Below are 24532 nucleotides of genomic sequence, written 5' to 3'. Positions count from 1 at the left end.
CACCCGTCCCGGGCCAGCCCCGCATGACCGCGCCGCCCGGCGCACCACACCACGGAGGGATCACCATGACCACCACCGAGCGATCTGAGCCGATCAGCCCCCTGGCTCATCTCGACGCCGACACCATCGAACGACTCGGCAAGGAGTTCGACGCCATCCACGACGAGGTCTATGCAGATCTCGGTGACAAGGACCGGGCGTACATCAAGTCGGTCATCGCCGCGCAGCGTCAGCTCGCCGCGCTCGGTCGCGTTGTGCTGCTGAACTCGCGTTCGAAGCCGGCATGGCTCGTGGGGACCGCGGCACTCGGTGCCGCGAAGATCCTCGAGAACATGGAGATCGGGCACAACGTCATGCACGGCCAGTGGGACTGGATGAACGACCCGTCCATCCACTCGTCGGTGTGGGACTGGGACACGGCCTCGACGGCCGAGGCGTGGAAGCACTCGCACAACTACGTGCACCACACCTTCACGAACATCCGCGGGCTCGACAAGGATCTCGGTTACGAGATCATGCGGATCGACCCGCACCAGAAGTGGCACCCGGTCTACCTCTTCCAGCCGGTCTACAACGTGGTGCTGATGGCCTTCTTCGAGTGGGGCGTCGCCCTGCACGACCTCGACCTCGAGGCCTTCCGTCGCGGGGACAAGTCCGCGAAGGAGATGCTGAAGGATCTGGGGGGTATCGGCTACAAGATGCGTCGCCAGGTCGTCAAGGACTACATCGGCTGGCCCCTGATCAGCGCCGGTGCCGTCCTGCTCACCCACGCCGCCACCGGCGGCCGCGTGCCGCAGCGGGGCAAGTCCCGGTTCGGGAACCTGCTCCGCCGGGTCGGCACCAAGCCCACCCGCACCCTGGCGCGCCTCGCGGACGACAACCTCGTCGCCGCGGAGCAGACCTTCGTCGCGACGTTCTGGGCCGACTTCACCGCGAACATCATCCGCAACTTCTGGTCCAACTGGATCATCTTCTGCGGTCACTTCCCGGACCAGGCCTACACCTTCAGCAAGGAGGAGGCGTCCGACGAGAGCCGTGGCGCCTGGTATGTCCGCCAGCTGGTGGGCGCGGCCAACATCGACGGCAGCCCGCTGTTCCACATCGCCAGCGGCAACCTGAGCTACCAGGTGGAGCACCACCTCTATCCGGACATGCCCAGCAGCCGGTACTCGCAGATCGCCCCGAAGGTGAAGGACATCTGCGAGCGCTACGACCTGCCGTACAACACCGGACCGTTCTTCCAGCAGTGGGGAATGGTGCAGCGCACCATCCTGCGGCTGGCGTTCCCGGGCGGCAAGGTCCGTCCGAAGGCGCCCCCGTACCACCGTCCCGAGCACTCCGGGGCCGATGGTCGGGTCAGCGAGGCCGCGGCCTACCGGGGCCGGATGCCCGCCGGTCCTTCTGCCGCCGGGCCGGACAGCGACGGCAACGACGGCGTGATGTTCGACATGCCCACGCGCGACTGATCTGATCCGAGCGCGATCCCATCGATGGGCCGGCCGTGATGGTCGGCCCATCGGTGTGGTCGGGTGATGTCACCATGACGACACTGGCCGAGATCGTGACTTGCGGCGGCGCGGGCACCCCCGTCACCGTCCCCGACAGCTGGACGCAGGGCCGCACGGCCTACGGCGGACTGACCGCAGCGCTGGCGGTGACGGCAGCGCGACAGGTCGTGGGTGACGACGCCCCACCGGTGCGATCGGCCCATTTCGCGTTCACGGCACCCGCGGTGGACACCGTGACGGTGACGGGAACCGTTCTGCGACAGGGGCGGTCGGTGACGAGCGTCTCGGTGCAGGCCACGAGTCATGGTCACGTGGCGGCGCAGTCGACCATCGTGCTCGCGCGCCCGCGACCCAGTGGCATCACCCATGACCTGAGCCGCGCCCCGGACGTCCCCGACCCACAGACGTGTCCGGCGTTCGCCGATGCCGATGCACCCCGTCCCGCCTTCGCGGAGAACTTCGACATCCGCCGCGCGATCGGTGACGGTCCACTGCATCCCGGGGGTCCGCCCCGCTACGTCGCCTGGGTCCGCCATCGTGATGCGACCGGCGTCGACCCCGTGGTCGCGCTGATCGCACTCGCCGACGCCCTCCCGCCCGCCGCGACAGCGGTGTTCGAGGAGTGGGCGCCGGTCAGCACCATCACCTGGGACGTGCACATGTGCCACGCGGACCTGCAGGACGCGACGGGCTGGTTCCTCGTCGACTCCGACGGTGACCACGCCGGCGACGGGTACTCGCATCAGACCATGCGGGTGTACGACGCCGATCGGCGTGTGGTGATGGTCGCGACGCAGACCGTGGCCGTCTTCGCCTGAGGCGTAGGGCCGTACCGCCGCGTCGGTTGTCGATGGACACCTGCCGCACCCCCTGTTCGGCGGCAGGTGTCCGACTACCCATCGCTGTGACGCACGCATGCGTTACAGGCCGGACGACACCGCGCCCAGCCGTCAAGGGCGACGGCTGGGCGCGGTGGGTCGAGCGGGTGGGGACGTCAGCCGGTGATGAAGCCGTTCACCGTGCAGACGAGCTTCGTCGTCGGGTCGAGGGCCTGCTGCACCAGCGTGATGAGGCGAGGTGAGTAGGACATCGAGACGTGGTCGGAGAAGTCGATCGGGCATCCGTCCTGAAGCGTGATGTTCTTGACTGTCGCACCGGGGCCCGCCACGAGGAACGTCGACTCCGAGGGCGTGGTCACCTCGTCGTAGTAGGTCCGGATGGCGGTGTAGTCGACGCCGGGGGCAGTGTCCCCGCCCGCGTTCAACCTGGTGAGGAAGTCGGACCCGACGACCTGCTGGATCCCGCTGACGCCGACAGGCAGCTGAGCGACGCCGAGGACGTCGATGCCCAGGTTGTTGATGGTGCGTCCGAGCTGGCCGATGCCCAGCAGCGTTGTCCCGTGGTTCGTCGCGCCGTAGCTGACCATCTTCTGGACCTTGGCCGCACCGCCGAGGAACTTGAGATACCAGCGTGGCATCACCCCGCCCTGCGAGTGGCCCACGATGTCGACCTTGCTTGCGCCCGTTCGGGCGAGCACCTTGTCGATGAACGTCGAGAGCTGGCCCGCTGACGTGGGCAGGTCACCGGTGCCGTACACACCGGGGATCAGCGAGATGACACCACCACCGTTGGTGATGTTCAGCTTCCCGTAGTTGAAGGTGAAGACGCAGAACCCGGCCTTGACGAGGTCGGGCGACATCATCGCGAAGTTGTCGTAGGCGCTCTCCCAGGTGCCGTGGACCAGGACCACCGGCCGCTGGCCTGCCTTGGGCTTACAGCTGTAGTCGTTCGCACCGGGAGGGGCCACGTTCGGGTTGAATGCCGAGTAGGCGAACGCTGGGATGAATCGGGTCTGGCGGGGTCCGAACCCGGAGGTCTCACTCGCGACGCTGTCGGTGCCGTCCGGGAGTGTGAGGGGCGCGGCTGCCGTCGTGACATTCTGCTGCCGGGCCTGAAGGTTGCCGGAGGTCTTCGGTGACTTGAGGCCGGTCTTGATCACGTCGGCCAACTGCTGGACGGAAGGCGCGGCGGTGGCCGGCCCGGTGGCGCCGACGGTGATGCCGACGGCCGCGGCGACGGACATGCAGGCCACAGCTGCCCGCCTCAGGCGGGTGTTCGTGATGGTCATGGGGCTCCCCGGGTGTCTGAAGGGTGACGCCGACCTGGTGTTTCGATCGACGAGACCAGACGGTAGGTAGCAACCCTCACGACGGAGGTCGTTCGCTGAGCAGTTCATCGGTTGCCCCGCCGCCGGCGACGGTTCTTGGACGATGTACAAACCGGACACGGCGTGGCCCCGATTCTGTTAGGAACCCGCAACCCGACCTGCGAGCATCGCCGGTCCGACATGTTCTACCGTTCGTTGATGGGGGAGCGAGGACGACGGGACGGGATCGAGTTCCGGCTCCGACCACTCGACCCGGCCAGTCCGCTGCTCGGGCGACTGCTCGCCTCCCACGATCTGATGACCGCGATCCGCCGTACGGTCGCGCTGGGGTGCCTCCTCTTCGCCGCGCTGAGTGTCATCGTGGGTACGAGCGGGGCACTGTCCGCGGCTGATCCGGTCGCGCTGTCCGTCACAGGGGTACTCGCCGGGGGATCGGTCGCGGCGGCGGTGTGGGTGCTCCTGTCGCCGGCGGTGCTGTCCGGCCGGGGCGCGATCGCGTTCGGGGTGTTCGCCGACCTCGGGGTCACCGTCGTGCTCGGGGTGATCCATCAACCGACCTACGCCGCGATCGGGACCTTCGCGCTCGTCCTGCCCGGTGTGTTCGTGACGATGCATCTCGCCCGTTCGTGGTTGGTCGCCCATCTGGTCTACGCGCTCGGTGTCATCGTGGCGATGGGTGTTCGGGTGACGGGCGACGAGCCGCCTGCCGCGATCGTGGCCGGCGGTATCCTGCTCGGCGCGGTCGTCGTCGTCACGCCGTGGACGCTCCGGCAGACCTTCGCGAACGTGCTGGGGCGGGCGGAACGCGCCTACCACGACCCGGTCACCGGTGTCCTCAACCGCTGGGGTCTCGACGCCGCCCTGGCCGCGTTGCAGGAGCTCCCGCCGAACTCCCCGGTGTCGGTGACGGTCGTCGACGTCGACCGTTTCAAGGCGGTGAACGACGCCCACGGCCACGACGCCGGCGATCGCGTGCTGCGCCAGGTCGCCGAGGACCTGTCGTCCTTTGCGGGGCAACGCAACGGGATCGTCGCGCGGACCGGCGGCGAGGAGTTCGCCGTCGTGGTCCCCGATCGCATCCCGGATCTCGCCGCGATCCCGTCCGTCGCAGGTGGTCGGGACGGGGATCCCTCCGTGACGCTCAGTTCCGGCGTCGTGACCACCGACATGTCCGCGGTCCTCGCGGACGGGGCGGCCGGGGTGATCGCACAGGCCGACCATCTGATGTACCGATCGAAGCGCGCCGGCGGGGGACGCGCCACCCGGTCCGAGCCCGCGGCGTCGTGACCTTTTCGTGACCTGAGCCGGCGGCAGTATCGATCGGGGCGCAGACCCGCTCAGGATTCGTTCGCGTCAGCATCGGATACATAGGCTCAGGGAGTTCCGTCGGATGCAGACACCGGAGTCCGGCCCACCTGTCTTGTGGAGGGACCCCCGATGCACACGCTCCCCGATTCCCTGCCAGACCCTGGCGACGACGGCATGGTCACGCTCGACGCCGCCGCGTCGGCGCCGGCCCCCATGTCGGCATCCGTGCCCTTCGGCGCCGGCATCACAGCCGCGTCCGGTGACACCGACCGCGTCGACGCGTTCGACCCCGAACGACTGCTGCTCGGCGAGCACGGTGGCGTCATGGTGATCGTGGGGCTCCTCGTCCTGGCCCTGGTGTTGCTGACCGTCGCGTTCGGGGCGCTGCCCCGCTGACCGAGCGCGGACTCACTCGCCGCCGCAGGAGGTTTGGCGCCGGCCGCGTCGGGGCAGCCTGCCGGACATGAGTGAGCACCCCGAGGAGACCATCGACTACCCCGGCCACACCGCCGACATGTCGGAGCAGCCGCACGACGAGATGCGGCACTACGAGGGGCGCGGTCTGCTCGCCGGCAAGCGGGCGTTGGTGACGGGTGGTGACTCCGGTATCGGCCGCGCGGTCGCCGTCGCGTTCGCCAAGGAGGGCGCCGACGTCGTCATCGCCCACCTTGCCGAGCCCGAGGACGCCTCGCACACCTGCGACCTCATCACTGCGCAAGGTCGACGAGCGCACTCGATCGAGGGCGACCTGGCCGACCCCCAGCACTGCCGCGACGTGGTCACGCAGACCGTGGAGACGTTGGGTGGACTCGACGTCCTCGTCAACAACGTCGCCTTCCAGAACCCTGTCGACGACTTCCTCGAGCTCACCCCCGAGCAGTGGTACCGCACGTTCGACGTGAACATCCACAGCTTCTTCCACGTCACCCGCGCGGCCGTGGAGCATCTGACGGGCGGCGGGGCCATCATCAACACCGGATCGATCAACGGGTTGCGGGGCAACAAGACCCTCATCGACTACTCGGCCGCCAAGGGCGCGGTGACCGCGCTCACGTACTCCCTCGCACAGTCTCTGCTCGAGCGCGACATCCGCGTGAACTGTGTTGCGCCCGGACCGGTCTGGACGCCTCTGATCCCGGCGACCATGCCGGTGGAGCAGGTCGCCGAGTTCGGTGCCCAGGTGCCGTACGGCAGGGCCGCGCGGGCCGACGAGATCGCCCCGTCGTTCGTCTTCTTCGCCGCACGGACGATGTCCTCGTACTACTCCGGAGAGGTCCTCGCACCGATCGGCGGCGAGACGCTGCCCGGCTGAGCAGTCTGCGCTGCACGCGTGCGCGATCCGTGTGCGCGCGCACCGCACACCATGCAGCCGGTACCGCAGGCACGACCCTGTGTCGAATCCGTCACCCACCGACCGTGGTGAGGGCTGATCCGTGCTCCTTCGTGACCTGATGGGGCGGCCCGAAGGGTGTTCAGATCGGCCAGAACGTGCGACGATCAAGGGGAGACCGGACGCACGGTTCAGTTGGAAGCCCTGCATCTCACCGGTCGCCGGCGCTAGAGGTGCGCACACCCATTCTGTCGGTCGTCGCCGCACCCACCCGGGACGCGACACCGGACCACCGCGCCGAATCCGAGATCAACCCAGAAACAGGGTGATTCATGATTTCCAACGATTCCCCCGGCTCTCCCGTCCGACCCGCGTCCACGCGCTCGCGCAGTCACGACGACGACTACGCCGACGTGCCCGAGGTGCTTGCGAGGGTGGCCGCGGCCGGCGGGCGTGACCGAGAACGACTGCGCGACAGTGTCATCGCGCGATGCCTTCCGCTGGCAGATCATGTCGCGCGTCGATTCGGCGGGCGGGGCGAGCCGTACGATGACCTCGTCCAGGTCGCGCGGGTCGGCCTGGTCAACGCGATCGACCGATACGACCCCGAGCGGGGCAGCGACTTCCTGTCGTTCGCGGTCCCCACGGTGATGGGTGAGGTCCGCCGGTACTTCCGGGACGCCGCGTGGTGCATGCGGGTTCCCCGGCGCACCAAGGAGAACTATCTCCAGATCACCCGTGTCTCGGACGCGTTGTCACAGCGTCTGGGTCGGTCGCCGCGGCCGTCGGAGATCGCGGCCGAGACCGGCCTGGCCGTCGACGACGTCATCGACGGGCTCGTCGCCGGCGCCTCGTACCACACGACCTCCATCGACGCGGAGTTCGGCGGCGACTCCGCGACCCCCAGCATCCGGGAGACCCTGGGCAGCCGGGACGAGCGGATCGGACAGGTCGACGAGCTCGTGTCGGTGCGCCCGGTCATCGACGCCCTGCCCGCCCGTGAGCGCAGGATCCTCGTGCTGCGCTACTTCGACTCGATGTCGCAGTCGCAGATCGCCCGGGAGGTCGGGATCTCACAGATGCACGTGTCGCGGATACTCTCGGCCACGCTGGTCCGACTCCGGGAGGGCGTGCGCGACCCGTCCGTCGACGACGGGTGGACGGTCGGCGCGGCCTGAGGCCGTCGGCGTCCCCTCAGGGGAGGTGTCGCGTCGCCGGACCCTCGAGGACGTCGCCGTCGGGGCCGAAGCGTGATCCGTGCAGCGGACAGTCCCAGCTCTGCTCGGCGTCGTTCCAGTGCAGGATGCCGCCGAGGTGGGTGCACACCGGTGTCACCGTCGACTCGGTCCCGTCCACCCGGCACCGCCCCACGGGTCGGACGCCGGCTCGACCGACCGTCGCGTCCCCGTCCGCCGACGGCGTGCGGTCCGCGGTGCGACCGAGCGCCGACGCCCATCCCGTCACCATGTGGCGCGCGACGGAGGCGTTCATCTGCGCCGCGGACGCGACCGAGGTGACCTGCGACGGCCGCCACGAGCGGTACACCGTCGCCCACGGCATGTCGGCGCCGAGGATGCGGCCACTGCACGCCAGCGCCGCGGCGGCACCGTTCGTCATGCCCCACTTGGCGAAGCCGGTCGCCACCAGGATCCGGTCGTCGCCCGGGATCACCGGACCGACGACAGGCAGTTCGTCCACCGACGAGTAGTCCTGGGCCGACCACAGGTTCCGCAGTTCGGCGCCGGGGAAGGTGCTGCGGGTCCAGCGGATCAGGTCGTCGGTGTGGGAGCGCTCCGACGACGTCCGGCCCGTCTCGTGGCCGAAGCCGCCGACCATCAGCACGCGCTCGGAACCGTCCGGCGACGGCCGCCAGGCGTACCGCAGCGAGACCGACGGGGATCCCGCTGCCAGCGACATCGACCGCGGGATGCGCTCGTCGTCGAGGGAGAACACCGCACCGTAGGACCGCTGCGCGGTGAGACGTGCGAAGTGGGCGCCGCGGTCCAGCGTCGGTGCGCCGGTCGCCAGGGTCATGGTGGCCGCCCGTACCCGGCCGCGGTCGGTCCGGACGGTCACGTCCCCGCGGGGGAGCACGCCGGGCAGTCCCGGGAACGGTGAGCCGGTCCCATGGACCCGCACGCCCTCCACGAGGACGCCGCCGTGTGCGCGCAGGTCGTCGGCGAGGGCGTCGAGGACCGGCATCGGGTCGAACTGGGCCTGGTCCGGCAGGGACACCGCCGCGGCCACGTCGAAGGGCAGGTCGGTGTCGCCGACGATCTCCACGTCGAGCCCGGCGGCACGCGCCGCGCGGTGTTCGGCGACGACGGTGTCCGCGTCGTCCTCACCCGTCGCGTAGGTCAGTGCGGTCTCGCGGTCGACGGGGATGTCGTGGTCGGCGCAGAACCGCAGCAGCCACTGCATGCCCTCCCGGTTGGCGTCGACGTAGGCCGCGACGACCGCGTCGTCGTGCCGCCGGGCGATCGTCGACAGGCGTGTCCCCTGCAGGAGGCTCACCTTCCCGGTGGTGTGTCCGGTGGTCACCGCGCCGAGATGTCGGGCCTCGAGCACCGCGACGCTCCCGCCGACACGCGCCAGCAGGACGGCCGTCACCATGCCGGTGATCCCCGCTCCGACCACGACGTGGTCGAACCGGGACCCCTCGAGGTCGTCGGCCTGGCGCATCGGAGCCGCGGCACGACCACGGTTCTCGAGCCAGAGTGATGTCATCGTCTCCCTCACGTCGTCTGCACAGCCAGCTACCCACCTCCCGGGTACGTAAACGACTCCCGTCGTCGAGGTTTCACGTCGTGCGGGTCGGGTATCGCCACTGCGACCGAACGATCCATAACCACGGTTCGCAGTGACCGAAGCCCTGCGACGGGAGGAGTCCATGTGGACGACGACTGGACACGGTCGTCGGCGATGGTGACGGTGACCGTGGCACCTCACCGGGTCGGTGTGATACGGGCGATGCTCGAGACCTTGCTCCTGCGTGTCGATTTCAGCGTCGAGTCGACGTTCGACCTCGTCGTGGCCGTGACGGAGATCTGCGATCAGATCGTCGAGCGGTCCGACCACCGCCACTCGCTCACGTGCTCTGTGATCACCGGGCCGCACGCCGCTGACGGCGAGATCCGCGGGCGCGTCGAGGCCGGTCGACGCCACCTCGGCGTGGGCGTGGGATGGCAGGTGGTCAACGCCTCGGTGGACCACGTCGACGTCGCCGGCAAGGACTGTCCCGACGGTCGCGACGTGGTCGTGTCGTTCAGCAAACTGCGCGAACCCGCCTGAGGCGGCGACCCCGACGCGATTGTCGACCGGGTCAGAGCCTGCTGACGCAGGAGTTCCCGCCGTGCGCCTTGGCCTCGTACATCGCGGCGTCCGCCGTGCCGACCGCGCGCCACAGGCAATCGGTCGATTCCACGTCGACGCGGCACCACGCCGCGCCGACGCTCATCGTGACCTGCGGTCCCTGCTCACCTTGTGTGGCGGTCGGCAACGAGGCCACGCGGTAGCGCAGATCGCCCGGATGCCCGGCGACCAGGACGGTGAACTCCTCGCCGCCGTGGCGGGCCACCGTCGCCCCGGCCCCGAAATGGTGGAACAGGATCCGCGCGGCCTCACCGATGACCGCGTCCCCGATCGCATGCCCGTGGACGTCGTTGACGCTCTTGAACCGGTCGATGTCGGCGATGACCACGGCGACGGCGAGTCCCCGGCGGTGCGCGAGCGCGCGCAGGGACACGAAGTTGCGTTCCAGTCCGGCGCGGTTCGCCGCCCCGGTGAGCGGGTCGGTGAAGGCCAGCTGGGCTCGCGGGCGTAGGTCGCGCCAGAGGGCGCGGACGGCGACAGGGACACCCAGGGCGAGCCACGTCGCGAGGCTCAGAAGGATCGTGGTGCGTCCGCCGGGGTGGGCCGCGGCCGCGACGACGACGAGGCACGCCGAGGAGATGGCGACGTGGGCGAGGATGGCGGCGCGACCCACGAGGAGGGCCGCGAAGGCGCCGACGAACATGAAAAGTGAGCACCCCACGATGGACAGTGTCTCGTCCGACACCGCGGACAGTCCGACGGCGATGGCGACGTCTGCGACGACGACGAAGGCCACCGCGCCGCGCCCCTCGAACGTCGACGGCGCGGTCGCCGCCGCCAGAGCCAGCACGATCGCGACGCCGGCCAGAACCCACAACACCCAGGTGTTCGTCCTGGTGACACCCAGATCGGCCGACGCCGCCAACGCGGCCCACCCGGCGAAGCTGACGCACGCCATCGCTGTCGTCACGCGAACCGGCCCGTCGATGACTCTGTCGCGGGAGGGAACCCACGTCATCGGCTCCGGCGTCCGCCGAATCGTTCCCCACCCAGACGCTGGCATCTCCGCTCGACCCTCGGTGCGCACCACGGCGCTGTGCGATTGCTGGTCACAAGTTCGCGATCGCGAACCTGTTCACCGTAACAAAGGTGGAGCGTGCGTGCCCTGGTCGTCCGCCCGGCGCCCGGCTCGGCCGCCGGGTCGGTCAGGTCGCGTAGTTGATCCCGACGCTGACCGCTCCGGCGATCAGGAAGGCGAGCAGGACGAGCACCACGACGGCCGCGAGGATCTTCCCCGTCCGCCCGCCGGGCGGGAAGCGTCGTGTCACGCTCGGATCGGCGTCGTCGTGGACCCAGGACGTGGATTCCGCTGCAGGAGGTGTCGATCCTGGTGCGGCGCCACCGCCGGATTCGAGGTCGGGGACTTTCTCGGGATCGGTCACCCGACCCACGCTACGAGCGGGTCGGGGGGCCTGACGAGGAGCTCGGGGTCTGCGAGGGCAGGTGCGGCCGAACAGAGACGGACGGCGGCGTGCAGGTCTCGGTCCGGCGTCGGGCCCGGTGCGACGCTCCGCGTCTCTGTACGATCAGTCCAGTAACTGCAGGCGAGACTCGGCCGGGAGACATGAACGAAGATCTGGTGGTCCTCACCGACGACTCGGGCACGCCGACGGGTGTCACCGACCGCACGACGGTCCACACCGAGGACACGCCCCTGCACCTCGCGTTCTCGTGTCTCGTCGTCGACGACGGCGCGATCCTCATGACGCGTCGGGCGCTGAGCAAGCGAACCTGGCCCGGTGTGTGGACCAACTCCTTCTGTGGCCACCCCCGGCCCGACGAGTCCACCGAGAACGCCGTGCATCGGTACGCGCCCCGAGAGCTCGGCTTCGCCGTCGCCGACCTGCGCTGCGTCCTGCCCGACTTCCGCTACCGCGCCGTGGACGCGAGCGGGATCGTCGAGAACGAGATCTGTCCGGTGTTCACGGCACGCCCCGTCGGTGAGGTGTCGCCGTCCGCGGACGAGGTCGCCGAGTACGCATGGGCGGACGTCTCCGACGTGTGGACGGCCGTCGAGCGGGCGCCGTGGGCGTTCAGTCCCTGGTTCGCGTCCCAGGTCTCCCGGCTCTCGCCGGACGACCTGGTCCGTCCGGTCCGCGTGGCGGGGTTCTGACACCTCCCGCCGGTGGCGTCGCGGCCCCGCCGCGTGGCACCATCGCCGATCGTGACCGGGGGCAGAGGAATTCGCGGTGTCGTCGTCGCGGCCGTGGCCGTGTTCGGTCTGTCGCTCGCCGCGTGCGGGTCGTCTCCCGCGGGTGACTCGGACCCCACGCCGCGCCCCGCCTCGACGGTGAGTTCATCCGCACCCTCGCCGGCGCAGCTGCCGCGCGGCGGTCGGGTCCTGTTCCCGGAACGCCGGCTCGTGGCGCTCTACGGCACCGACGACGGGGGCGGCCTGGGTGCGCTGGGGGTCGGCACGCCCGACCAGGCCGCCGACCGGCTGGAACAGCAGGCCGCCGCCTACGCGCGGCCCGGCCGACCGGTGCTGCCCGTCATGGAGATGATCGTGACCGTCGCCGACCCGACACCGGGCCCCGGTGGCTGCTACTCCCACCCGATCGCCGACGCCGACGTCGACCGCTACCTCGCCGCCGCGCGCGCCCACCGCCAGATGCTCGTCCTCGACGTGCAGCCCGGGCAGTGCCCGTTCCTGCCGCAGGTCCAGCGGTGGCAGCGTTTCCTCACCCAGCCCGACGTCGGCCTCGCGCTCGACGCCGAGTGGCGGATGCCGCGGGGTGTCGTCCCCGGCACGCAGATCGGGACGGTCTCCGCCGCGGAGGTGAACACCGTCGTGTCGTGGCTCGCCGACGTCACCCGCCGGGGCGGACTGCCGCAGAAACCATTGGTACTGCACCAGTTCACGGCCGACATGATCACCGGACGTGCCGGCGTCCTCACCCCGCCGGAGCTCGCCCTGATCGCCCACACGGACGGCTTCGGCACGACGGGCACCAAGGTGCGCAAGTACGGCGAACTCACCGACCCGCGGATGCATCCCGGGTTCAAGGTCTTCTACCGCCAGGACATCGGAGTCATGAACCCGGCGCAGGTTCTCGCGCTGGCACCGCAGCCGGACTACGTCAGCTACCAGTAGCCGCCGGTCCACGTCTGGATGTCCACACACCGATCGCCCGGCGACGGCTGTGACCCGCAGGAATACCGCGGACGCCGGTGACGTAGATCACTGACGGCGGTGCAGATCGACCACCCGTCAGTGGGTTTACAGGTGTGCACCCGAGTCGTATCGTGACAATGAACGTTGACGACAACATCAATTGTCACGATCGACGACGACGAAGTCGTCCGACATGGAGGTGCACGATGACGGTGGTCGCGAACAACACGGTCACACAGGACGGATCGCAGGCGCAGGCCGCGGAGTCCCGGCTCGACCAGGGTGCGCAGGAGGTCTCCGACCGCCTCATCGCCTCCGCGGCCCGTCTGTCGCGCAACGCGATGACCGAGGTCGACTGGGACGAGCCGCTCGACCCCACCAAGTACGGCTGCAGCCCGGAGTGGTGCACGCTCTACGGCACCGACCTGTGGAACCGCCTCGACGAGAAGCAGCGGATCGAGCTGACCAAGCATGAGACCGCGTCGGTCGCCTCGAACGGCATCTGGTTCGAGATGATCCTGCAGGAGATGGTGCTGCGCGATCAGTACCTCGGTCAGTACCACAGCCCCGAGTTCCAGTGGTCGCTCATCGAGATCGCCGACGAGTGTCGGCACTCGCTCATGTTCGCCAAGGGTTCCGAGAAGCTCGTCGGCACCTCCTACCGCCCGTCCACGCTGGTCGGCTGGTTGGGCCAGGGCTTCAAGCTGCTCGCCCGCAAGGAGGTCGCGTACGCCGGCATCCTCGTCGCCGAGGAGGTCCTCGACGTCCTGCAGCGCGGCTGCATGAACGACGACCGCGTGCTGCCGTTCGTGCGCACCATCAACGAGATCCACGTCCTCGAGGAATCGCGGCACATGAAGTTCGCCCGCGAGGAGGTCCGCGAGTCGCTGAAGGGTGTGGGCCGGCTGCGCCGCCAGATCAGCGCGCTCATCATCGCGATCGCCGGCTTCGTGATCGTCGGCAGCCTGCACTCGCCCGAGGCGTACGTGAACGCCGGCCTCGACCGCAAGCAGGCGATGGCGGCGCGCAAGAAGAACGCCCACTTCCACTCGATGATGCGCGGAAGCTGCACGCATCTCATGGAGTTCCTCGACAGCGTCGGCCTTCTCACCCGCCCCGCGGCGTTCTGGTACCGCCGCGCGCACATCCTCTGATCGCGGCACCTCGTGGCTTTCGCGATCACCCAGTCGTGTTGTAGCGACGCCGGGTGTGTGTCGGTCTGTCCCGTCGGCTGCATCCACCCGGCACCGGGTGAACCGGGGTTCGGCACCGCCGACATCCTGCACATCGATCCGGAGAAGTGCATCGACTGCGGTGCGTGCGCGGATGCCTGCCCGGTCGACGCGATCTTCCCGATCGACCGGCTGGGTCCGAAGGACGCGCACTTCGCGGAGGTGAACGCGGCCTACTACCGCGATGCCGACGTCGAATCCGGTCCGGTACCCACGCAGTACGCGCGGATCCCGCGTCTGCCCGAGGGTCTGAGCGTGGCCCTGGTGGGGACGGGACCCTCCGCCGGATATGCGTTGCGCACCCTGCTGAACCGCACGATGGCGTCGGTGACGGTGATCGACAAACTGCCGACTCCGGGCGGGCTCATCCGCAGCGGTGTGGCGCCCGACCACCCGGCGACGAAGAACATCATGCACGGGTTCGACCTGCACCTGCGTGACCCGCGGGTCACCGTCCTCGGTGGTGTCGAGGTCGGTGTGGACATCTCGCCGCAGGACCTGGCCGCCCACTTCGACGCGGTGATCTACGCGGTCGGTGCGTCGGAGCCGCGTCGCCTGGGGATCCCGGGCGAGGACCTGGCCGGCAGCACGTCGGCCACCGAGACCGTCGCCTGGTACAACGGCATCCCCGACGTCGAGAACCCGCTGCGACCCGGTGTCGTCGGCCGAACCGTCCTCGTCGGCACGGGAAATGTCGCGCTCGACATCGCGCGCCTGTTCCACACCTCGTCGGATGCGTTGCGACGCACCGACATCGCCGACCGATCACTGCCGTTCTTCGACGACAACGCGACCTCGGAGATCGTCCTCCTGGGTCGTCGCGGCCCCGAGACCGCCGCCTACACGAAGGCCGAGTTCGCAGCTCTCACAGCGATGCCCGGTATCGAGGTGGTCGCGCTCGACGCCGACGACGTCGATCCCGCCGAGTTCTCGGCGCCGCCGCAGCCCGGTCGGCGTCGGGTGGTGTTCGTGTTCGGCACCACGCCCGTCGAGGTGGTCGGCGACGGTGACGCGATGACCGCGGTGCGTGTGCGCAGCGGCGACAGCGAGTACGACATCGCCGCCGACAACCTCATCAGCTCCATCGGGTACCGGACGCGGCCCATCGAGGGCCTGCCGTTCGACGCCGACGCCGGCCTCATCCCGAGCCGCGACGGCCGTGTCGTCGACGGGGACGAGATCCTGCGCGGCTCATACGTCGTGGGCTGGGCCAAGCGGGGCCCGTCGGGCGGCATCGGTGCGAACCGCGCCTGCGCCGAGGACACCGTCGGCGCGGTCATCGACGACATCGCCGACGGCCTGGTCCCGGCGCCGAACCGGGAGGCCGACGGTCTCGAGGGTTTCCTCCGCAAGCGCGGAGTCACCCCGATCCGTCGTCGCGGTATCCGCACCATCGACAGGGTCGAACGGGAACGTGGCCGCGGTGCGGGCCGCCCGCGCGTGAAGCTCACCAGCACAGAGGAACTGACCAAGACCGCTCGCCGCCGCCGTCGGGGCTGATCGGGCCTCAGCGGTCGGCAGAGGCCGATCCGGCACTCGCGGCCACCGTGCGCAGGATCGCGAGAGATCCGGCGAGTTCCCGGATGTGGTCGGCGGACATCGTCGACCCGAGCCGTCGTGACAACTCGTCGTGGAAGGACGCCTCGGCGGCCGCGAGGACCTGTCGGCCGGAGTCGCTGAGTTCCAGCCACGCCGCGCGCCCGTCGTCGGGGTGACGGTGGCGGTGGAGGAATCCTGCCGCGGCGATGCGGTCCACGAGTTTGCTCGCGCCGCCGTCGGTGACGAGCAGCGTGGTGGCGATGTCGCGGACCCGCGCGTGGTCGCGACTTGCGATCACCCGCATCGGCTCGAACCAGCTCAGGGGCAGGTCGTGGTCGGCGCGCAACCGGCCGTCGACGGCGTTCCACAGGAGGATCTGTGCCCGCACGAGGTGGTCGAAGAGGTCGGCCACGATCGCCGTGTCGTCGTCCATCGCACCCCCGTACCGTCTCGTCACCGAGTCCGAAGAGGCCTGCGTGACGAATTCGTCTCATCGGGTCAATTGCTTTCCATGGAAAGTATATGCTGGACGAATCGTGCAGGAGGGGGGCGAGGGTGGACATCGAGACCGACGATGAACTGACAACGTGGTCCGAATTGCTGCACCCGCGGTTCTCCCCGGTCCACCGTCTCTCCGACGGGGCTGCCGCAGCGGTGACCGTGCAGGTCACCGGCCCGCCGAACACCGCGATCGCGCAACCCCACGCCCTCGTCCACGCGGCGCGGCAGATGGGCCTCGAGCGCGTCGTCGACGCGACCCGGCTCGCGGCGGCCCAGGCCGTACGGTCGACCGCCGCCGATCTCCCGCTGCTCGTGACGATCGATCTCTTCTCCCCCGGTGTCGCGACCTCGGACACCTCGGCCGAGGCGGCGGCCGTGTCCGTCCGTCCGCAGGACCTCCTGCACCGGCCCCACCGCACCATCGCCGCGGTGCAGGCGGCGCGCCGCGCCGGACGGTCGGTGTGGGTGGACGGCCTCGGCATCGACGACGCCGCCATGACGCTGTTGGCGCTCATCGAGCCCGACGTCGTGGTCGTCGACCGTCAGGTGATGCAGATCGGGTCGTCGCCTCGCCTCGGTACGTTCGTCCATGCGTTGTCCGCGCACGTGCAGGAGACGTCGACCGTCGTGATCGCCGACGGTGTGGACTCGGCCCGCCACCTGCAGGTGGCGCAGACGCTCGGCGCGACCCACGGGATGGGGGAGGCGTTCCCGGCCGTCGACCATCCCGGGATGGTGGTCGGTCCCCGCGTCCCCATGTCGATCGGCACACGGGCACAGGGTGATCCGACGGAGCCGACCACGCCGTACACGATCTGCGCGGGGTCGCATCGCGCCCGCACGGGCAGCAAACGCCTCCTCATCGAGATGAGCAAGGCGCTCGAGGCGCAAGCCGCTGCGAGCGGTGGAGCCGTCGTCGTGCTCGGCACCTTCCAGCACGCCCGGCACTTCACCGTCGCGACGTCGCTGCGGTGGGACCGCCTCGCGCAGACCACCGCGCTGGCCGGCGTCTACGGGGTCGGTGTGCGCTCGATGACCGACGGCGCCGTCGTGCACGCCGCACTCGACCCCGACGACCCGCTCGCCGACGAGTGGAACGTGGCGGTGCTGGCGCCGCACTTCTCGGCGCTGCTCGCCGCCCGCGACCGGCACGACGGCGCCGACGACCTCGATCGCACCTTCGACTTCGTGCAGACCTACGACCGCGCGACGGTCACCCGGGCCATCCACGCGATCCTCGACAGGTTCTCCGCAGCCTGACCAGTCGCGAGGCGCGTCCGGCACGTGGCGGCGATCGTTAGCCTCGGGGGATGGACTTCGCCCCGTCGCAGCGCGCCACCGACCTCGTCGATGCCGTCTCCGAGTTCGTCGCCCGCGAGATCGAGCCGATCGAAGAGGGCTACCACCGGGAGCTCGCCGGACTGCGCGAGGCCGGCGGTGACCCCTGGACGCCGTTGCCGGTGCTGGCCGAGCTGCGGGAGAAGGCGCGCGCCGAGGGTCTGTGGAATCTCTTCCTCCCCGCCGGACACGAGGGACCGTGGGCGGAGAGGTACGGGACCCGCGGAGGCGTCGGGCTGAGCAACGTCGACTACGCACCCGTCGCCGAGGTGATGGGCCGATCGGCGATGGCGCCGTACGCCTTCAACTGCAACGCGCCGGACACCGGCAACGCCGAGGTCCTGCTGAAGTACGGCTCCCCCGAACAACAGGAGCGATGGCTCGCACCGCTTCTCGCCGGCGACATCCGCAGCGCCTTCTGCATGACCGAACCCGCGGTGGCGTCGTCGGACGCGACCAACATGGAGCTCACCGCGATCCGCGACGGCGAGGACTGGGTGCTGAACGGCCGCAAGTGGTGGTCCACCGGTGTGGGCCACCCCGACTGCCGCATCCTCATCGTCATGGCGGTCAGCGACCCGGACGCCGATCGCCATCACCGCCATTCGATGATCCTGGTCCCGCGGGACTCGACCGGCGTCGTCGTGGAGCGTCTGCTCGACACCATGGGCTTCAAGGACGAGCCGTACGGCCACGGCGAGGTGAGCTTCACCGACGTGCGGGTGCCCGCCGAGAACGTGATCGCCGGTGCCGGAAAGGCGTTCGAGATCGCGCAGGGCCGGCTCGGCCCCGGGCGCGTCCACCACTGTATGCGGCTGATCGGGCTCGCCGAGGCCTCGCTCGAGCTCGCGATCCGACGGGGCCTGGATCGCACCGCGTTCGGCAAGCGGTTGATCGATCTCGGCGGGAACCGGGAGCGGATCGCCTGGGCGCGCATCCAGATCGACTCGGCGCGACTACTCGTCCTGAACGCGGCATGGAAGCTCGACGAGGGCGGTCCGCGGAACGCGCTGTCGGAGGTGTCGCAGATCAAGGTCGCCGTGCCAACGATGGCGCAGCAGGTGATCGACGTCGCGATGCAGATCCACGGCGGTGGCGGGCTCAGCAGCGACACCCCGTTGGCGGCGGCGTGGACCGCCGCGCGGGCGATCCGGCTCGCCGACGGTCCCGACGAGGTGCATCTCGGCATGGTCGCGCGCATCGAGCTGGGCAAGCACCGCTCGGAGCAGCGCTGACACAAGCCGGTTGACGACATCGTCAGAGTTGGGTCCGTGCGAAGATGGCCCGATGGACTCCGATCGCACCCCCACCGCCGACGGTGTGGCGAGTCGTTCCGAGCGCCGCAAACAGCAGACGCGACAGGCCCTGATCCGGGCGGCCCAACAGTTCCTCGCCGAGGGGCGGACCGCGGTGTCCGTCCTCGACATCACCACCCTCGCCGACGTGGGGACGGGGTCGTTCTACAACCACTTCGCCACCAAGGAGGAGCTGTTCGACACCGCGGTGATGGCCGTCGTCGACGTCCACGGCGCGATGATGGACGAGCTGACCGCCGACATCGAGGACCCGGCCGAGGCGTTCGCCCAGAGTTTCCGGCTCACCGGGCGGTTGCACCGTCAGTTCCCCGAGCTGAGCAGGGTGATCGTCAACCGCGGCCTGGGGATGCTGACCGCGGACGAGGGACTGCTGCCGCGGGCCCGGCGTGACGTCGGTGCCGCCGTCCGGGCGGGCCGCTTCGCCGTCGCCGACCTCGACCTCGCGCTGACCGTCGTCTCCGGCGCGACCCTGGCGCTGGCCAAGCTGCTGCTCGACGAACCCGATCGCGACGACGCGGCCGCGGCGGACACCGTGACCGCGCATGTCCTGCGAGCACTCGGGGTGACCGACGAGGACATCGCCACGCTGATCGCGCTGCCCCTGCCAACACCGGCGCACGTGACGCTGCCCGGTCAGAGCTAGGCGTCTCGGTCGGCACGCGTGGGTCGCCGGTGCCAGGCCGTGCGATCCCCGCCGGATCCCTTGGCCTCGTACATGGCGTAGTCGGCGTCGCGCAGCACCTCGTCGATGGTGCGGTGATCGCCGACCGGTACCGCGACCGCGCCGATGCTCGCCGTGATGCGCACGGCCCGTCCCTCGAGTCCGATGGTGCCGCGCAGAGCGCCGTGCAATGCGCGGGCGACGTCGTCGACGTCGTCCGGGGTGCCGCGGAGCACGGCGACGAACTCGTCCCCGCCGACCCGACCGAGGAGTCCCCCGGTCGGGATGACCGAGGCCAGTCTCGTCGAGACGTGGGTCAGCAGGTCGTCGCCGACGCTGTGGCCGAGCGAGTCGTTGACGGCCTTGAGCGCGTCGAGGTCGAGGTAGAGGACGCCGAGATCACAGTCACGTGCCGGGTCTCGGACGGCGGCGGTGAGCTCGTCGACGACGTGCTGTCGGTTGGGGAGCCCGGTCAACGAGTCGTGGCGTGCCTGGTAGCGCAGCTGATCCGCCGCCTCGCGGTCGGCGGTCACATCGGTGAAGGACGAGATCACCAGCCGCGTGTGGTCGACCCCGACGAGGGTCGTCGTGCCCTGGATGGTCACGACGGACCCGTCGGGGCGGGTGATCTCGAGGGTGAAGCTCACCGGCTCCCCGGCCCGCTGCGCCCGCCGGTGGGGGAGTTGGGCGGGGGTGATCATCTTGCCGTCCGTGCGGCAGACGTTGCCCCGCTCCAGGAGGTCCGCCGCGAGGTCGGTGCCGACGACGTCGTCGACGTCGACCCCCATGATCCGCGCGGCCGCCGGGTTCATCGACCGCACGTACCCGCGACGATCCTGGACGATCACCCCGTCGACGAGGCTGTCGACGATCTCGGCGAGCCGCCGTTCGGCGACGCGCGCGGCCTCGTCCGCTGTCGACTGGCCGGTGAGGTCCCGGATCACCGAGAGGATTGCAGGCCGTCCCTTCCACGTCGTCGGCACCGACCGCGCCTCGACGGTGCGGACCCGTCCGTCGCGCCGGGTCACGCGGGTCACGACCGTCGTCACCGAGGGGTCGTCCGCGACGATCGCCGCGAGTCTGTCCGCCAATGCGGCGCGCTCGTCGACGTGGAGGTACTCGTCGATGCGATGACCGACGATGGCGTCGGGCGAGCTCTCGCCGAGGATCGCCGCTCCGGCGGGGTTGGCGTACAGGAGGCACTCGCCGTCGTGCACGCTCAGACCGTCGGGGGACGACTCGACCAGACGACGGAACGCGTCGTCCGGTGCCGTCTCGTCGTCGTGGTCCATGCTGTCGATCCCGCTCTCGCGACGCGGGCTCCGTGCCGCCATCGGTGTGAGGGAGATTACCCGCCAGTAGTGCTCTCATCGCACCCTCGTACGGAACCTGCCAGGTCGGCGATCGACGCGTTGTCGCAACGTCACTGCAACGTGCCGGTCCTACTGTCACTGCGCACACGACATACCGCGCACATCCGACGCGGGTCGCCCGAGCACAGGAGTGACACGGTGTCCGTCGACGAACCGATCCGCACGCACCCGACGGCCGCGGCCGGCCCCGCTGACGACTACCTGGAGAAGCGACAGCTGAAGGGCGGCACCGCCGGCTGGCTGTTGCTCGCCGGTCTCGGGGTCAGCTACGTCGTCTCCGGCGACTATTCGGGATGGAACTTCGGTCTCGCCGAGGGCGGTTTCGGCGGGTTGGCGATCGCCGCGGTCGTCATCGCCGCGATGTACGTATGCCTGGTGCTCGGCATGGCCGAGCTGTCCTCGGCGCTGCCGGCTGCCGGTGGCGGCTACACGTTCGCGCGTCGTGCCCTCGGGCCATGGGGCGGGTTCGCCACCGGGACGGCGATCCTCATCGAGTACTCCATCGCGCCGGCCGCGATCGCCACGTTCATCGGTGCCTACGTCGAGTCGCTGAACCTGTTCGGCATCACCGACGGCTGGTGGGTGTACCTCGTCGTCTACGCGATCTTCATCGCCATCCACCTGTCCGGCGCGGGCGAGGCACTCAAGGTCATGTTCGTGATCACGGGCATCGCGCTCGTCGGTCTCGTCGTGTTCGCGGTCAGTGCCCTCGGACAGTTCGACCTCGGGAACCTGACGAACATCGCGCCGACCGACGCCGCGGGCGCGTCGGACTTCCTGCCGTTCGGCTACATCGGCATCTGGTCGGCGATCCCGTTCGCGATCTGGTTCTTCCTCGCCATCGAGGGCGTTCCGCTCGCCGCCGAGGAGACGGAGAACCCCGAGCGGAACGTGCCGCGGGGGATCATCGCCGCGATGTGCGTCCTCGTCGTCACCTGCGTCGCGGTGCTCATCCTGACCACGGGAGCCGGTGGCGCGGACGCGATGTCGGAGTCGGGCAATCCGCTCGTCGAGGCGCTCGGTGGGTCGTCGATGGGGACGGTGGTGAACTACATCGGTCTGGCCGGTCTGGTCGCCAGCTTCTTCTCGATCATCTACGCCTATTCGCGCCAGCTGTTCGCGCTCTCCCGGGCGGGCTACCTCCCGACGGTGCTGTCGGTGACGAACTCGCGCAAGACCCCGACCCTTGCGTTGATCGTCCCGGGCGTCATCGGGTTCCTGCTGTCGTTGACGGGTGAGGGAGCTCTGCTGCTGAACATGGCCGTGTTCGGGGCCGCGCTGAGCTATGTGTTGATCATGGTGAGCCACATCGTCCTGCGACGTCGCGAGCCCGACATGCCGCGCCCGTACCGCACCCCGGGCGGTGTCGTGACCACAGGGTTCGCGCTTGTGGTCGCGGTGGTCGCCGTCATCGCGACGTTCCTCGTCGACACGGTCGCCGCCCTGTGCTGCCTGGGTGTCTTCGCCGTCTTCATGGCCTACTTCGCCCTGTACAGCCGCCACCGCCTGGTCGCGGCCTCGCCCGACGAGGAGTTCGCCGCGTTGGCGCGGGCGGAGGAGGACCTGCGGTGAGGTTCGCCCAGACGCTGGCCGGCACGACCTACGAGTTCGACGGCCTGGTCGACCTGATGGCCAAAGCGACGCCAAAGCGCTCGGGTGACGAGCTCGCGGGGTGCGCGGCCGAGTCCGACGCCGAACGGGCAGCTGCCGCATGGCAACTCGCGGACGTCGAGTTGTCCACCTTCCTCGACGAGCTCCTCGTGCCATACGAGACCGATGAGGTCACCCGCCTCATCGTCGACGGTCACGATCGTGCCGCGTTCGAGCCCGTCTCCCATCTGACCGTCGGCGGATTCCGGGACTGGCTGCTCGAGACGTCCACGCGCGCCGATGCATCCGAGCGACTCGCGGCGGTGGCAGCGGGCCTGACTCCCGAGATGGTCGCCGCGACATCGAAGATCATGCGCAACCAGGATCTCGTCCTCGTCGCCAAGGCGTGCTCGGTGGTGTCGGCGTTCCGCACCACCATCGGACTGCCGGGCCGCATCGCCACACGTCTGCAGCCGAACCACCCGACCGACGATCCCCGCGGCATCGCGGCTGCCACCCTCGACGGACTCCTGATGGGATGCGGCGACGCGGTGATCGGGATCAACCCGGCGACGGACTCGCCGGAGGCGACGTCGGATCTGCTGTACCTGCTCGACGACATCCGTCAGCGGTTCGCGATCCCCATGCAGTCGTGCGTGCTGTCCCACGTCACCACCACCGTCGAGCTGATCGAGAAGGGCGTCCCCGTCGATCTCGTCTTCCAGTCGGTCGCCGGGACCGAAGGCGCCAACAAGGGTTTCGGTGTCGACATGTCGATTCTCCTCGAGGCCAACGAGGCCGGGCGATCGCTGCGCCGGGGAACCGTCGGCGACAACGTCATGTACCTCGAGACCGGTCAGGGGTCCGCGCTGTCGGCGAACGCGCACATCGGTACCGGTGGCAAGCCCGTCGACCAACAGACGCTGGAGACGCGTGCATACGCCGTGGCCCGGGCCCTCGACCCGTTGCTCATCAACACCGTCGTCGGGTTCATCGGGCCGGAGTACCTCTACGACGGGAAGCAGATCATCCGCGCCGGGTTGGAGGACCACTTCTGCGGGAAGCTGCTCGGTCTGCCGATGGGCGTGGACGTCTGCTACACGAACCACGCCGAGGCCGACCAGGACGACATGGACACGCTGCTCACGCTGCTCGGTGTGGCCGGGGCCGCGTTCGTCATCGCCGTCCCCGGTGCCGACGACATCATGCTGGGCTACCAGAGCCTCTCGTTCCACGACGCCCTCTACGTCCGCCAGGCGCTCGACCTCCGGCCGGCGCCGGAGTTCGAGACCTGGCTCGCGGGACTGGGGATGGCGGACTCCGACGGCCGGATCCTGCCGGTCGACATGGGGACCTCGCCGCTGCGGTCGCTGACGGTCGCGCGATGAGCGAACCGCACACGACCGATGTGTGGGCGGATCTGCGCCTCACCACCCAGGCCCGGATCGGCCTGGGGCGTGCGGGCAATTCGTTGCCGTCGCACCGAGTCCTGGAGTTCCGTGCGGCGCACGCTGCTGCGCGGGATGCCGTCCACGACCCGCTCGACGTCGAGTCGTTCCGGGCGACCATCGCCGGATGCGGTCTGGGTGACCCTGTCGCGGTGACGAGTCGGGCGTCGTCGCGCAGCGAGTACCTGCGTCGCCCCGATCTCGGACGGGTGCCGGCGGATCTCGCGGAGGTGCCGTCGAGCGGCGCCGACATCGGCATCGTCCTCGCCGACGGGCTGTCGCCGCGGGCCCTCGTCGACCACGCGGAGGGGCTCGTCGTCGCCCTGGAGAATGCTCTGTCGGAACGGTTCTCGATCGCACCGCCGGTGATCGCGACGCAGGCGAGGGTCGCACTCGGCGACCACATCGCCGAGGCGCTGGGCGTGCAGACCGTCATCGTCGTGATCGGTGAACGTCCGGGGCTGTCGGTGGCGGACAGCCTGGGGATCTACCTCACCCACCGGGCCCGTCCGGGCTGCAGTGACGCCGACCGCAACTGCATCTCGAACATCCACCCTCCTGACGGACAGAGCTACGAGACCGCGGCACGGATCGCCGCGTCGCTGGTCGACGGCGCCCGGCGGCTCGGGCGATCGGGGGTCGCTCTCAAGGACACCTCACGCGCCCAGATCGACTCCGGCGCAGCGCCAGTCATCGACGCGGTCTGACCCTCACTCCGCGCGAGCCGTGGCATC

23 protein-coding genes are annotated in these 24532 nt (G+C 69.7%); 17 read left to right on the top strand and 6 right to left on the bottom strand.

Features of this window, described 5'->3' with window-relative positions; translation table 11 throughout:
- The first annotated feature begins 65 nt into the window (after positions 1-65).
- Together Q1A98_RS00180 and Q1A98_RS00175 are read left to right on the top strand one after the other, a co-directional pair.
- Positions 66-1466 carry an acyl-CoA desaturase gene (locus Q1A98_RS00180; RefSeq protein WP_299568951.1) on the top strand — a complete coding sequence of 467 codons (1401 nt, stop codon included), beginning with the start codon at positions 66-68 and terminating at the stop codon, positions 1464-1466.
- Positions 1467-1540: 74 nt separating this feature from the next.
- A complete protein-coding gene (locus tag Q1A98_RS00175; protein WP_299568949.1) occupies positions 1541-2326 on the top strand; it encodes a thioesterase family protein in 786 nt (261 codons plus the stop codon).
- 176 nt (positions 2327-2502) lie between these two features.
- Here the strand turns inward: Q1A98_RS00175 and Q1A98_RS00170 are convergent, their stop codons facing one another.
- Entirely contained in the window at positions 2503-3636 is a 1134-nt protein-coding gene (locus tag Q1A98_RS00170; RefSeq protein WP_299568947.1) for an alpha/beta fold hydrolase, read from the bottom strand.
- Positions 3637-3873: 237 nt separating this feature from the next.
- Here Q1A98_RS00170 and Q1A98_RS00165 point away from each other — a divergent pair, with 237 nt between their 5' ends.
- The 4 genes from Q1A98_RS00165 to Q1A98_RS00150 all read left to right on the top strand — a co-directional run bounded on the left by Q1A98_RS00165 (position 3874) and on the right by Q1A98_RS00150 (position 7491).
- Complete coding sequence (locus tag Q1A98_RS00165; protein WP_299568945.1) at positions 3874-4962, top strand: diguanylate cyclase; 1089 nt, start codon at positions 3874-3876, stop codon at positions 4960-4962.
- A 150-nt stretch (positions 4963-5112) separates the two neighbouring features.
- Positions 5113-5379, top strand: a complete 267-nt coding sequence (locus tag Q1A98_RS00160) for a hypothetical protein (protein WP_299568943.1) — start codon at positions 5113-5115, stop codon at positions 5377-5379.
- 67 nt (positions 5380-5446) lie between these two features.
- Complete coding sequence (locus Q1A98_RS00155) at positions 5447-6295, top strand: SDR family oxidoreductase (protein WP_299568941.1); 849 nt, start codon at positions 5447-5449, stop codon at positions 6293-6295.
- A gap of 350 nt (positions 6296-6645) precedes the next feature.
- Positions 6646-7491 carry a SigB/SigF/SigG family RNA polymerase sigma factor gene (locus Q1A98_RS00150; protein ID WP_299568940.1) on the top strand — a complete coding sequence of 282 codons (846 nt, stop codon included), beginning with the start codon at positions 6646-6648 and terminating at the stop codon, positions 7489-7491.
- A gap of 16 nt (positions 7492-7507) precedes the next feature.
- On the opposite strand, the gene Q1A98_RS00145 is transcribed toward Q1A98_RS00150, so the two are convergent.
- Entirely contained in the window at positions 7508-9040 is a 1533-nt protein-coding gene (locus Q1A98_RS00145; RefSeq protein WP_299568939.1) for an FAD-dependent oxidoreductase, read from the bottom strand.
- A 165-nt stretch (positions 9041-9205) separates the two neighbouring features.
- Here Q1A98_RS00145 and Q1A98_RS00140 point away from each other — a divergent pair, with 165 nt between their 5' ends.
- Positions 9206-9604: a hypothetical protein gene (locus Q1A98_RS00140; protein WP_299568937.1), complete on the top strand. Its 399-nt coding sequence runs from the start codon at positions 9206-9208 to the stop codon at positions 9602-9604.
- Between the two features lie 31 nt (positions 9605-9635).
- On the opposite strand, the gene Q1A98_RS00135 is transcribed toward Q1A98_RS00140, so the two are convergent.
- Positions 9636-10595 carry a GGDEF domain-containing protein gene (locus Q1A98_RS00135; RefSeq protein WP_299568935.1) on the bottom strand — a complete coding sequence of 320 codons (960 nt, stop codon included), beginning with the start codon at positions 10593-10595 and terminating at the stop codon, positions 9636-9638.
- A gap of 235 nt (positions 10596-10830) precedes the next feature.
- Complete coding sequence (locus tag Q1A98_RS00130) at positions 10831-11067, bottom strand: DUF6480 family protein (protein ID WP_299568933.1); 237 nt, start codon at positions 11065-11067, stop codon at positions 10831-10833.
- Between the two features lie 182 nt (positions 11068-11249).
- Between Q1A98_RS00130 and idi the strand changes: the two genes are divergently transcribed.
- From idi to Q1A98_RS00110, 4 genes are all read left to right on the top strand, one after another.
- Positions 11250-11798, top strand: a complete 549-nt coding sequence (gene idi, locus Q1A98_RS00125; protein WP_299568932.1) for an isopentenyl-diphosphate Delta-isomerase — start codon at positions 11250-11252, stop codon at positions 11796-11798.
- A gap of 51 nt (positions 11799-11849) precedes the next feature.
- Complete coding sequence (locus Q1A98_RS00120; protein ID WP_299568931.1) at positions 11850-12779, top strand: hypothetical protein; 930 nt, start codon at positions 11850-11852, stop codon at positions 12777-12779.
- Between the two features lie 227 nt (positions 12780-13006).
- On the top strand, positions 13007-13954 hold the full coding sequence (locus Q1A98_RS00115) for a diiron oxygenase (protein ID WP_299568930.1): 948 nt from the start codon (positions 13007-13009) through the stop codon (positions 13952-13954).
- A 12-nt stretch (positions 13955-13966) separates the two neighbouring features.
- Positions 13967-15532, top strand: a complete 1566-nt coding sequence (locus tag Q1A98_RS00110) for an FAD-dependent oxidoreductase (RefSeq protein ID WP_299568929.1) — start codon at positions 13967-13969, stop codon at positions 15530-15532.
- 7 nt (positions 15533-15539) lie between these two features.
- Here Q1A98_RS00110 and Q1A98_RS00105 read toward each other — a convergent pair whose 3' ends face one another.
- A complete protein-coding gene (locus Q1A98_RS00105; RefSeq protein ID WP_299568928.1) occupies positions 15540-16004 on the bottom strand; it encodes a MarR family winged helix-turn-helix transcriptional regulator in 465 nt (154 codons plus the stop codon).
- 122 nt (positions 16005-16126) lie between these two features.
- On the opposite strand from Q1A98_RS00105, the gene Q1A98_RS00100 reads away from it, so the two are divergent.
- The 3 genes from Q1A98_RS00100 to Q1A98_RS00090 are packed head-to-tail and all read left to right on the top strand — an operon-like array spanning position 16127 to position 19369.
- Complete coding sequence (locus tag Q1A98_RS00100) at positions 16127-17332, top strand: EAL domain-containing protein (RefSeq protein ID WP_299568927.1); 1206 nt, start codon at positions 16127-16129, stop codon at positions 17330-17332.
- A 50-nt stretch (positions 17333-17382) separates the two neighbouring features.
- The gene (locus Q1A98_RS00095; protein ID WP_299568926.1) at positions 17383-18645 is read left to right on the top strand and encodes an acyl-CoA dehydrogenase family protein; all 1263 of its coding nucleotides are present in this window, start codon (positions 17383-17385) and stop codon (positions 18643-18645) included.
- A 52-nt stretch (positions 18646-18697) separates the two neighbouring features.
- Entirely contained in the window at positions 18698-19369 is a 672-nt protein-coding gene (locus tag Q1A98_RS00090; RefSeq protein ID WP_299568924.1) for a TetR/AcrR family transcriptional regulator, read from the top strand.
- On the opposite strand, the gene Q1A98_RS00085 is transcribed toward Q1A98_RS00090, so the two are convergent.
- Positions 19366-20721, bottom strand: a complete 1356-nt coding sequence (locus Q1A98_RS00085; RefSeq protein ID WP_299568922.1) for a diguanylate cyclase — start codon at positions 20719-20721, stop codon at positions 19366-19368. The two genes, Q1A98_RS00090 and Q1A98_RS00085, sit on opposite strands and share 4 nt — an antisense overlap.
- Positions 20722-20898: 177 nt before the next feature.
- Here Q1A98_RS00085 and eat point away from each other — a divergent pair, with 177 nt between their 5' ends.
- From eat to eutC, 3 genes are read left to right on the top strand one after another with little or no spacing between them, the layout of a single operon-like run.
- On the top strand, positions 20899-22332 hold the full coding sequence (gene eat, locus Q1A98_RS00080; protein ID WP_299568920.1) for an ethanolamine permease: 1434 nt from the start codon (positions 20899-20901) through the stop codon (positions 22330-22332).
- Positions 22329-23738, top strand: a complete 1410-nt coding sequence (locus tag Q1A98_RS00075) for an ethanolamine ammonia-lyase subunit EutB (protein ID WP_299568918.1) — start codon at positions 22329-22331, stop codon at positions 23736-23738. The genes eat and Q1A98_RS00075 overlap by 4 nt, the downstream gene beginning before the upstream one ends.
- A complete protein-coding gene (gene eutC / locus Q1A98_RS00070) occupies positions 23735-24505 on the top strand; it encodes an ethanolamine ammonia-lyase subunit EutC (RefSeq protein WP_299568916.1) in 771 nt (256 codons plus the stop codon). Before Q1A98_RS00075 ends, eutC begins: the two co-directional genes overlap by 4 nt.
- Positions 24506-24532 lie beyond the last annotated feature (27 nt).

Origin of the sequence: uncultured Williamsia sp., from assembly GCF_947494875.1 — a bacterium.
Lineage (GTDB): Bacteria > Actinomycetota > Actinomycetes > Mycobacteriales > Mycobacteriaceae > Williamsia_A.
The sequence above is the reverse complement of the archived record's forward strand: the minus strand, read 5'-3'. Positions and strand labels throughout refer to the sequence as shown.